Raw genomic sequence first — 683 nt, 5'->3', positions numbered from 1 at the left:
ACCGGTGCCGGCGCGGGCGCGAGGGCCGCCGCCGGCACCGGCGTCGGGTGCGCCGCGCGTCGCGCCCGCCCGAGCGCCGTGTTGTCGAGGACGCCCGTGCGGGCGAGCGCGTCGCCGAGGACGCGGGCCAGCAGCCCGCACAGCACGAGGCCGCTGAGCACCTGCAGGCCCAGCCGCCACGCGAACCAGTCCTGACCGAGCCAGCCGAAGCGCACGACACCGAGCACGGTGCTCGCGAGGCCGGCGAGCACGCCCGAGAGCGCGAACACGCCCCAGCCGTACCGCCGGTACCGCGTCGCCGCGAACGCCGCCTCGGCGCCGACGCCCTGCACGAGGCCGACGACCAGCAGCATGGGCCCGACGGGCGACCCGAGGAACGCCACCTCGACGAACGCCGCGGCGAGCTCCGCCATGACGCCCGCGCCCGGCTTGCGGACGATGTAGGTCGCCAGGGGAGCGGCGACCATCCACCCGCCGATGAGGACGTGCTGCGCGAGGTCGCCGAACGGTCCCATCGCGAGCTGCAGCGCACCCCACGCCTGCACGAGCGCCCAGTAGAGGAACCCGAACACGACCGCGAGGACGGCGAGCAGGACGAGCTCGGCCAGCGTGAGCCGTGCCCGGGCGCTCATCGGGCGACCTCCGTCCGGGCCGACGTCGCCGAGGTCGCGGCCGTCCCCGCC

1 protein-coding gene is annotated in these 683 nt (G+C 76.9%); it reads right to left on the bottom strand.

All coding sequences use genetic code 11. The features are described 5' to 3' along the window. Nucleotides 1–632 (bottom strand): ECF transporter S component (locus CBZ_RS20505; RefSeq protein ID WP_130783244.1); only part of this gene is annotated, 632 nt, incomplete at its 3' end. Nucleotides 633–683: the final 51 nt, after the last annotated feature.

Origin of the sequence: Cellulomonas biazotea, assembly GCF_004306155.1 — a bacterium.
GTDB lineage: Bacteria > Actinomycetota > Actinomycetes > Actinomycetales > Cellulomonadaceae > Cellulomonas > Cellulomonas biazotea.
This window is presented reverse-complemented; position numbering and strand designations above follow the sequence as displayed.